This window comes from Stutzerimonas degradans, assembly GCF_024448505.1.
GTDB lineage: Bacteria > Pseudomonadota > Gammaproteobacteria > Pseudomonadales > Pseudomonadaceae > Stutzerimonas > Stutzerimonas degradans.
In genome coordinates this window covers 30,477-39,830 of record NZ_JAMOHV010000019.1, presented here as the reverse complement: position 1 = coordinate 39,830, position 9,354 = coordinate 30,477, and the positions used below count along the sequence as shown (strand labels likewise).

Annotated in this window: 8 protein-coding genes; all 8 read right to left on the bottom strand. The window is 62.0% G+C overall.

Annotation, left to right across the window (positions count from 1 at the left end):
• Positions 1-74 precede the first annotated feature (74 nt).
• A complete protein-coding gene (locus tag NAV27_RS18540; RefSeq protein WP_008566939.1) occupies positions 75-1,175 on the bottom strand; it encodes a polysaccharide biosynthesis/export family protein in 1,101 nt (366 codons plus the stop codon).
• A gap of 364 nt (positions 1,176-1,539) precedes the next feature.
• Positions 1,540-2,307, bottom strand: coding sequence for a WecB/TagA/CpsF family glycosyltransferase (locus NAV27_RS18535; protein WP_102829355.1), 768 nt, complete (start codon positions 2,305-2,307; stop codon positions 1,540-1,542).
• Positions 2,297-3,175 (bottom strand): glycosyltransferase family 2 protein, encoded by an 879-nt coding sequence (locus NAV27_RS18530; protein ID WP_043299537.1) that lies wholly within the window; start codon positions 3,173-3,175, stop codon positions 2,297-2,299. The genes NAV27_RS18535 and NAV27_RS18530 overlap by 11 nt, the downstream gene beginning before the upstream one ends.
• Positions 3,135-4,388 carry a hypothetical protein gene (locus tag NAV27_RS18525; RefSeq protein WP_008566943.1) on the bottom strand — a complete coding sequence of 418 codons (1,254 nt, stop codon included), beginning with the start codon at positions 4,386-4,388 and terminating at the stop codon, positions 3,135-3,137. The genes NAV27_RS18530 and NAV27_RS18525 overlap by 41 nt, the downstream gene beginning before the upstream one ends.
• Positions 4,389-4,432: 44 nt before the next feature.
• On the bottom strand, positions 4,433-5,683 hold the full coding sequence (locus NAV27_RS18520; RefSeq protein ID WP_102829356.1) for a Coenzyme F420 hydrogenase/dehydrogenase, beta subunit C-terminal domain: 1,251 nt from the start codon (positions 5,681-5,683) through the stop codon (positions 4,433-4,435).
• Between the two features lie 61 nt (positions 5,684-5,744).
• Positions 5,745-6,974, bottom strand: a complete 1,230-nt coding sequence (locus NAV27_RS18515) for an oligosaccharide flippase family protein (protein WP_054095176.1) — start codon at positions 6,972-6,974, stop codon at positions 5,745-5,747.
• A gap of 2 nt (positions 6,975-6,976) precedes the next feature.
• Complete coding sequence (locus NAV27_RS18510; protein WP_102829357.1) at positions 6,977-8,164, bottom strand: polysaccharide pyruvyl transferase family protein; 1,188 nt, start codon at positions 8,162-8,164, stop codon at positions 6,977-6,979.
• Positions 8,165-8,184: 20 nt separating this feature from the next.
• On the bottom strand, positions 8,185-9,258 hold the full coding sequence (locus NAV27_RS18505; RefSeq protein ID WP_102829358.1) for a glycoside hydrolase family 5 protein: 1,074 nt from the start codon (positions 9,256-9,258) through the stop codon (positions 8,185-8,187).
• Positions 9,259-9,354: the final 96 nt, after the last annotated feature.

The following is a 9,354-nucleotide window of genomic DNA, read 5'->3' as shown; positions in this document are numbered from 1 at the left end:
GCCAATTGACATGTTGAATTAAAAAAGCCGCAGATCAATCGAGTTGATCTGCGGCTTTGGGGGTTAACCGGCCCTTACTTGGACAGGTTGTACTCCGCTGCAGCACCGGTGCCGATCACGCTGGCCGAAGGTAGCAGCTGGCTGATGAAGCGGTTCCAGCGGGTGATATTCGCTGGGCCGACGAACACCACGTCCTGGGGCTGGAGCGGGAAGTGCTTCGCCAGGGCAAACGCGGTAGGCGACTTGGCATTCAGTTGGAATACCTTGGCTGGCTCCTTGGCCATGTCTTCTGCGCCGCGGATGACATACAGCGCCTCGCCGTCGGCGGTCTCCTGAGCGATGCCGCCTGCGGTGCCGATCGCATCCATCAGATTCATGCTGGTTGCCTTGAAGGAAAGAGCCTGTGGCTGCCTGACTTCGCCCAACACGTAGATCTTGCGCTGGTCGTTGTAGGGCAGGTGGAGCTGATCGCCATCCTTCAAGTAAACCTGATGCAGCCAGGAGTCCGGGCGATTGAGTGAGTCGACGTCCAGCATGTATTCGCGACCGTCACGCTTGAGCATCAGGCCGGTGAGGTCGGCGGTTTCGGTGTCGACGCCGGCCTGGCCGATTGCCTGAACGATCGTCATCGGCGCGGTGGTCACCGGAACTTCACCAGCGGTGTCGAATGCACCGGAAACGATTACGCGCTGGCTGCCAAAGCGCAGGATGGAGACGTCGACCTGCGGGCTGTCGATGTAGTTGGTCAGGCGCCGGGCGATGGTCGAGCGCAGCTCTTCGATGGTCTTGCCTGCCGCTTCGACGTTGCCGATATAGGGGTAGAACAGTGTGCCGTCCGGCCGGACGAGGCGGCCGTTGGCGTCGAGTTGCTGCTGCGGACCGGACGGGGCGGTCAGTTCAGGATGGTCCCAGACGGTGATATAGAGCAGATCGTTCGGGCCGATGCGATACGCCGATGGTTTGTAGCTCAGCAGTTCCTGCTTGCTCGACGTACCCGCGTCAGAGGCGAGGTCCCCCTTGAGCATCTCGGGAGTGATTCGGATCAGATGCACGGTGCCGTGTTCCGCTTCGGCGCCTTCGGTGAACTCATCCGGATCGAGATACTGGCCAGGCGCGAAGGCACAGCCCTGAAGCGCCAGGGCGGAAGTCAATGCAAGAGCGGTAAATGCTTTCATGGGTATGTTCATCCTTGACGGAGTGGTTTTTGTTCAAAGAGTGAGACGGCATGTTTCACTGGTCTGGATAAGGCATCGCGTTCGTTCTGCCTGGCAAAGACGACAGCCAAAATTTCTCTCCTTCTGACCGTTCCTTCCTCGCCGGGTGCGCAGCGAAGAAAGGGTCTGTTTCTGAGTAGCCTCCGCGCTACCAGCGACGGCGGTTGAAGGGCAGGAATCCCGGATATCTCGGGCGTTAGAAAGCGCTCAAACGACAATGTCGAAACGCCATTCCTGCCATTCGCTTCAGTACGGATAGACCGTCTCGCTTTAGTCTGGTTCAAATCACTTTCGTGTCGTTACGCCAGATTTTTCGATGTTTTCGCTACAGATCCTGATTTATCGGCGCGGCCCGTTGAGTACGATTGCTTTTCTCCCTGCGATAGGCCGGGACGATGAACAGCGCATCGTGAACGTAGCGCCGGACCAGCCGGCGAGGCTCGGAAAGCATGCGGTGCAGCCATTCCAACTTGCAGTTCTGCATCCAGCGCGGCGCCCGCTTGATACTGCCGGTGGCGAAGGAAATGGACGCGCCGATGCAGAAGCCCATGCCTGTACGCTCATGACTTTCGATGGAGCTGGCCAGAATCTCTTGGCGCGGCGCCCCGACGGCATAGAAGACCAGCTCGGAAGGATGTTGGCGGATAAACTCCAGGCAGCGCCTGACTTCATCGGGTCGGTCGATGAAGCCCATCGGTGGGTTGTGGTGATAAACCGTGATTCCCGGATAGAGGTTCCGCAGCTTGGTGCATTCCTCGTTCGACGCGCCGACCAGGACAATCCGCAGCCGCTCGCTATCGGCCCAGCGAAGCAGGTCGATGGTCAGATCGCTGCCCGGAATCACCTCTTCCACGGCCACGCCCAAGCGCTGCAGCAGTGGCATCAGCACGCGGCTATCGCACAGTCGCAGCCGGGCTTTCGAATAGGCTGCGCGCAGTGCCGCGTTGTGCTGCAGCTGAGCAAGGTGGTCCACGTTGGGCGTCACCACGAACGAGTAAGGCTGTTTCACCCCCTCGCGGACAGAGGCGAGCAGGGCCGCCTTGCTACCGGTGTAGAAGGACACGCCGAAGGCATGGTTCGTATCATTCGACACGCATCGTTACTCCCTTGAAAGCGCCCTTGATGCCCGACCATGCGAGGCCGGGATGGTTGAATTCCTTCATGACGGTTATCGCCGACAGGAAACACGCGGAGGCCAGCGCGAACGGCGCGCCGTAGAAGCGTTTGTTGAAGCGCGTGGCCGCGCGATTGCGGTAGTAGTGGTAGAACGCCGAGCGTCCGCCCGAACTGAGCGAGCCGTAATGGAACAACCGGCTCTGCGGTACGACCTGGATAGAGACGCCGAACTTCTTGGCGTGGTACTGCCAGTCCACTTCCTCGGAGTACATGAAGTAGGCCTCGTCCATCATGCCGATGCGCGCGAGCAGGGCCGCGGAGAACGCCAGGCTGCACCCCATCAGATAATCGGGCTTTTCCTGGGTTTGCTGCATGGCTTCCAGGGTCTGGTCCTTGCCGAGCAGCTTCGCCTTGCCCAGCAGTGGATAGAGCTTGCCGCCGCCGTAACACTCCAGACGGCCGCTATCGGCGCTGAGGATCACCGAGCCGACGAACTGGTTGTCGTTCTGCTTCAGCGCCTGCAGCAATGGCGCAAAGGCATCGGAGTCGACGTAGGTGTCATTGTTGACGATCCAGAAATACTCGGGCTGTAGGTTCTCCAGCGCCCAGCGCAGGCCGTAGTTGTTGCCGCCGGCGTAGCCGTTGTTCTGCGGGTTGGCGAGAACCGTGACGTTCTGCAGCCCCCGGTCTTCGCGCCACTGAGTGAAGGCTGCGAAGGAGCCGTCCTGCGAGTCATTGTCGATGACCACCACATGGTCGACCGCCGGGCAGTGCGCGAGCAGACTCTCTACGCAACTGATCGTTTCAGTAGCAGCTTTGTAGTTGAGAATAAGTGCGACGTTCATGGATTCGTTCCTGGCTGCGGAGGTGGCGAGCTTTCAAGGCGTGGATGACAAAGAGCATGGCGATGACGGGTTGCCCGTACTCCATCAGGCCATTGAGCGGCCAGATGACGAAGTACGCGAGCATGACGGGGTAGATGAAACTCATGTCCGGACTGATGTTCTTGGCGATCCGGCGATAGATCATCAGCGTCAGCGGAATCACCAGAAAAGTCAGGAAGCCGAAGCGGAATAGCGTGCCGATGATTCCGACGTCGGAAAGGAAGAAGTGTTCCCCGAAGTAGGGAATGAAACCGTCCTGCCACATCAGTGACAGCGAGCCGCTGGGCAGCCAGTTGACGATATCCAGATGGTTCATGATCGCCGCGATGGTGATCGAGCGCGCACCGTCCTCCACGCTTTCCAGCGAGCTGTCATAGAACTCGACATTGAGGCCCAGTAGCTCGAGCAGGCTCGGATAGAAGTAGAACGGTGACAACAGAATGGTCAGCGACGCGGCCCAGATGATCGCCTTAGCCCGCAGGCAGAACAGCGTGAATGCCAGGCAGAGCACGATCAGCTGGCGGGTCTGGGTGGCGAATACCAGCGTCAGCAGCAGCAGGGCGGCCAGCACCAGATACAGCGTCTTGCTGCGCGCGGCGCCGGAGATCGGCGAGGCGCCCTTGGACCAGATCTGGATGCAATAGAAGTAACCGAAGCAGATCAGGAAGGGGCCGATGGACGAGCGGTCCGGGCGGTCATCCGAGCGCACTTCTGGACGCATGTCGGGAATCACGCCGAATTTGAAGCACCATGAGAGGAAGGCGGCGAACAAGGCGGCGTAGATGAAGGCGCGCTCGAACTGCAGTGTGCTGACCCGTTTGGAAAGAAACAGCACGGGCGCGAAGCCCAGGCAGAACAGCACACGCCGTTCTTCGATGAGGCCGTAGACGATCGGTTGCCCATAGGTGAAGTAGGCAAATACCGCCGGCAATACCCAGAACACCACCATGCTGTACAGGCAGTAGTACATCAGGACGCGGAATTCGCGCGGTGCCTCTTCTGCTGAAGCGAGCACCAGCAACAGCGCGAAGATGATGCAGATCGCCAGGTACAGCTCGTTCACCCCTTTCAGACCGTAGGGGTTGTGCGGGCTGTCGCCGAACACGGAGAAATGCAGCACGATCACCAGGAACAGCAGCGGGAAATAGAAGAAGCGCGAAGTGAATGTGTTCATCAACCTGAATCCTTAGGTTTGAGGTCCCTGTCCGCAGGGCCGCTTCATGCGGACTCCAAGGTCCGCCGCTTGATCTTCTTGCGCCGTACCAGCAGACCGGTGAACGCCTTGAAGCTCTGGTACAGGCCGATTTCCCTGATCCCCTTGCCTAGCTCGAAGCCCTTGTAGCTGGGCGTCTTGAGCATGAGCAGCTTCATCGCCCACAACCGCGGCAGGATCGTGGTGCGCCGGTAATACTGGAACGGCTGGATCGCAAAGATGCCGGCCGTATCGAAAGCCTCTGCTTGGACAACGCCACCGGCCTCGGCGTTGCGAAACAATTCGCGCCCCTTGTCGGTGCGGATCAGAATCAGCGAATTGCCGTCGCGCTCCTCGAACGACGGATAGCCTTTTTCGTCACCCTCCCAGCCGTCCGCGCAGACGATATCGGCGAACTCGCCGATGCCGTCCGGGCAGATCTTGCAGCGCGTCTGCAGGTGGCGGTTGAGCACCTTTCCCCAGGAGTCGTTGTAGGTCATGGTGCGCGCGTCACCGTTCTTCAGCGTCGCCTTGGTCAGCCCCGGCCAGCCGTCGCCGCGGTACCGGAAGCTGGTGACGTCCTCGCGCTCGACACCGAGCTGGTCCAGAACCTGCTCGGTACCGTGCAGGCTCGGCGTGCCGGCGCACATGAACGAGACCACGTAGGGGATGTTCTGCTTCAGGCGCGGGTCGTGCGCCTGCATCTGCCGTACCGCGGCCACATCGCAGGGTTTGCCGATGAACAGGTACTTCTCTGTCGACATCGCCACCCACTTCAACGCCTGAGCCGGCGAGGCCGGCGCGTAGCGCGAACCCGACGAGGCGATGATGTTCTGCCGCGAGCGACTGATGGTGGCGACGTTTTCCAGCGGATCGGTTTGCGACGCCTGGATCTGGATCACCCCATCGACCAGTTTCTGCTCCAGGCAGTACTGCGCCAGCGCCGAAATCACCCCGCCTGAAGAGCCGGCCTGGCGCACTTCGTTGTCCAGCGCGTGGCCCTTGAGCGTCTCGAGGATCTCGCCCCACACCGGGTGATAGTTGGCCGTTTTGTATGGGCGGATATCGAGGTTAAGCGCCGGGCAGGACTTGGCGAAGGCGCTGCTGGCCTCCTCGCTGGCAATCGACTTGCCCGCGTAGGCCTTGTTCAGCACCGGGCGGTGGTAGCCATCGGCGTTCAGCCGGATCTGTACGGCATCGTCCGAGGCAACCGAGCTGCACATGCCGCAGCCGCTGCACAGGTCGTTCTTCAGGACGCGATTCAACAAAGCTTTCATACCAGCCTTCCCTTGAGCTGCGGGACGCGCGCGAAGCGGTCCCGGTGTTTGACGATGCCGGTCATGCGTTGCGCTGCCTGCGGTAGATGTTCTGCACCGCATAACCGTAAATGAGGGTCAGCACCGCCATGCCCAGAGTGGACACCCAAGGTGCTGCTTGTATCCCGTGGCCGGGAATGAAAATCCAGTAACAGGCGACCGTGATCACCCCGGAGAAGATGATTCCGAAGGTGCGCAGGAAGCCGGTGCCCATCGCCATCAGCTGCACGCCGAGGCCGGCAGCGACGAAACGGGCGAAGGTGAAGCAGGCGAAGGCCAGCCACAGCGTGTTGAGCTCGGCGTAGCTGGCGCCGAGGAAGTAATCGGTGAACAGCGGACCGATGAAATAGAAGGCGAGGGCGAATATCAGGCCCATCGCGACGTACTCGCCGAGGATGCGCGCGCCGTAGCGCACCAGTTCGCGGCTCTGGTTGTGCAGCCGGTAGGCGAAGCGCGGGATATGTACGCTGGCCAGCAGCACGCTGAACGGTACCGCGCCCTGCAGCAGGCGCGAGCCGGCAAAGTAGATACCTGCGGCCTCGCGTCCGGCCAGGTGGTTCACGAGGATGACGTCCAGTTGCGCGAAGATGTTGGTAGCGCCACTGTCCACGGCAAAGCTGGTCGAACTCTTGAAACGTTCGGCCAGCACCTGCCAGGAATTGCGCACGATGCCTGCCAGATGGACGATCTTCGCCAGCGCGCGCAACGCGCCGGCCGCATAGATCAGGCGCGAGACCAGGAACGCCAGGCCGATTGCGACCACATCGTTACGCAGCACGATGGCCAGCCCGATCAGCACGAAATGGATCAGTGCGGTGACGACCACAATGCGCGTCTCGCGCTGGAACTGACCGATGCTGCGAAACACCGTCAGCGCCAGATCGCCATACGACGAGGCCAGCGTGCCGAGCAGGAACAGCACCGAGGCCACGCGCTCGGCCATGCTCAGGTCCAGCACGAACAGAATCACCGGCAACAGGAGCACGCACGCCGGCAGCACCAGCAGCGTCTTCGCCGCCAGGCTGGCCGACATGATCGCTCCGGCACGCTCGCGCTCGGCGCCGATGTCGCGCAGCGCGCGCATGCCGAAGCCGTAGTCGGTCACCAGCGCGACGATGGTCGACCAGGTAATGACGATCGAGATGAACCCGAAGTCAGTGGGGCCGAGCGTCCGTGCCAGGATCAACAGCGTGCCCAGCTGCACGGCAGTCCGGGCCGCCGTGGTGACTCCCATCAGGGCGTGGTCGCGCATGCTTATCTCTGGTACGCAGGCTGGCCCTGGTTCAGCGAAACCAGGATCTGCTCGAGCCCGAGGCTGTAGGCATCGAGCTTGCGGCGGATGATCGCGCCGCTGGCGGCGACTTCCGCTTTCAGCTGCTCGCGGTTGTCCAGGTACTCCAGCACCGCTTCCAGTGCGCTGGCGGTCGACTCGGTCTTGAGGTCCACCACGCGGTGGTAGTCGAGCGACTGGTAGAGTCCGGAGAATTTGCGGCTATAGGCCAGCGGCACCACCGGCACGCCGGCAGAGAAGGCGGCGATGGTTGCGTGCATGCGCGCGCCGACGAAGAAGTCCAGCCCGCTGATGTACGACTTTGCCTCGATCGGCCCCTTGAAGCGCGGCGCCAGTTTCAGCTCCGGATAACGCTGCTGCAGTTGCAGGGATACCGTGTAGTCGTCTTCGGCGGGAAAGCCGATGGGGATCACGTGCGGCACCAGATGCACCTCATGGCCGCGTGCCAGCAGCGCGCGGATCAGCTCATCGGTGAGCTGCTTGTAATCGGCACGCAGGCCGAACTGGTTGGCGCTGCCTTCGTAGCCGCCGTGATGCAGCAGCGCCGAAACGCTGATGCCGATGGCCAGCCGGTCCGGCTGACGCTCGCGTACCTGGCGCTCGAAGGGAAGGTGGAAGGCGACGTCGATCACCTCGTCACGGTTAACGATGCCGAGCTGCTTGAGCACATCGAACGACTGGTGATCGCGGGCGAACACCAGCGTGCTCTTCTTCATTACCCAGGCCGACGCCTTGGTGCCCCAGCCCGACTTGAACGGGCCGATGGTCTGCGGCGAGAGGATCAGCGGCACCCGTGCACCCAACGCCATGCCCTTGCTCACCAGCAGCTTGATCAGCCGCTTGGCACCGTAGATATCGGAGAAGCTGTCGCCCTCGCCGATATCGAAGATCGCGTCGCACGAGGCGATCGCCCGGTACAGGCCGTGCGGGTTCTTCAGCAGGTTCTGCTCGTTGAACTCGATGAATTCGTACTTGAAGCGCTCGGTCGACGGCGGGTAATCGCAGGGGCCCGACGAACCGATGATGAGGAATTCAGGGGTGATGCCACATTTACGCGCCGCCTCGTCGATCAGCAGCATGTTGGAAATGCTCAGCGCGCCGACGCCGAGATTGCCGGAAGAGTACGAGTGCCAAAGCAGTCCGAATTTCATGTTGATCACTCCAGAAAAAGTCAGGGCCGGTTAGCGGGCGCGGGGCCGATGGCCGTGCAATCGTTAGCGAGGTGCTTGCGCATGAGCGCCATCTGCGGGCGGTCCTGGCCTTTGCGCGGCTCGACCGCCAGCTTGTAGCGGCCCCAGCCCGGGCCGCCGGCCCAGTAGGCGCTGGGTATGCAGTGTTGGTTGAGGTAGGCGAGCAGGTTGTCCATCGCCACCGCCGCCTCGGGGTTGTCGTCGGGAATCCCGTATTCACCGAGAAAGCCCTTCTGGCCGTGCTTCTGCAGCCATTCGACGAATGGCCGGGCGCGCTCCACGCCGAGCATGGGGTCGATCTTGCGGCTCTTGCCCGGCAGGTACTTGCCGGAGAAGTCCTCGTCGAAATACAGGTGCGCTTCGTAGACGATGCGCCCGGCCGGATCGTCGATCAGCAGGTTGGCGTTCACCAGTGGCCAGTGGTAGGCGCTGGCCCAGCGCTCGCCCTCGATGAAGATCAGCGTCTGCCCGTCCACCTCGCGGATGGCATCGACCGCCGCCTGCGCCGCGCCGGGCCAGAGCCCGACGGTGCCATGCGGTTCGTTCATGATGTCGTAGCCGTACAGCGCCGGATGGTCCTTGAAGCGCTCGGCGAGCTTGCGCCAGATATCGGCGTACGCGGCGTAGGGCACCGCCGCCGAGCCGATCAGCTCGCCCTGGTAGCGGCCGTAGTTGTGCATGTCGAGGATGACCTTCTGGTCATGCTGCATGGCCAGGTCGAGGGTCTTCTTCAGCAGGCGCACCTGGTCGAAGTTCAGCCCTTCGCCCTGGCGGTGCTGCACGCGCTCCCAGAGGAACGGGAAGCGAATCAGGCGGATGCCTTGCTGGCGGTAGTAGGCGAAGTGCTTTTTCTCGGGATAGAAGTAGTGCGTGCCGTTCTTGCCTGGCACGACGTGCGGTGCGAAACCGGCGCCGGACAGGTTCACGCCGATCAGGTCGATACCGCGCTGCGCGTCCTCGGCCGCCTGCACGGGCAGGGCCACGAGCAGCAGCGCAGCGAGGGCGGCAGCCAGTCGTGTCGCCTGTTTCGGTCGCGGGCGGGAGTGGAGCGTCATTGCGTTACACCTGTCGATCGGCAAAAGGAGGTCCGCCGAGGCACGCAGCCTCGCAGCGGGGAACGGGAAAATTGGGCCGACTATGCGGCGCGGACA

Coding starts and splice junctions, on each gene's coding strand:
- NAV27_RS18540 (WP_008566939.1), bottom strand. CDS start 1,175: ATGAAAGCATTTACCGCTCTTGCATTGACTTCCGCCCTGGCGCTTCAG.
- NAV27_RS18530 (WP_043299537.1), bottom strand. CDS start 3,175: ATGAACGTCGCACTTATTCTCAACTACAAAGCTGCTACTGAAACGATC.
- NAV27_RS18525 (WP_008566943.1), bottom strand. CDS start 4,388: ATGAACACATTCACTTCGCGCTTCTTCTATTTCCCGCTGCTGTTCCTG.
- NAV27_RS18520 (WP_102829356.1), bottom strand. CDS start 5,683: ATGAAAGCTTTGTTGAATCGCGTCCTGAAGAACGACCTGTGCAGCGGC.
- NAV27_RS18515 (WP_054095176.1), bottom strand. CDS start 6,974: ATGCGCGACCACGCCCTGATGGGAGTCACCACGGCGGCCCGGACTGCC.
- NAV27_RS18510 (WP_102829357.1), bottom strand. CDS start 8,164: ATGAAATTCGGACTGCTTTGGCACTCGTACTCTTCCGGCAATCTCGGC.
- NAV27_RS18505 (WP_102829358.1), bottom strand. CDS start 9,258: ATGACGCTCCACTCCCGCCCGCGACCGAAACAGGCGACACGACTGGCT.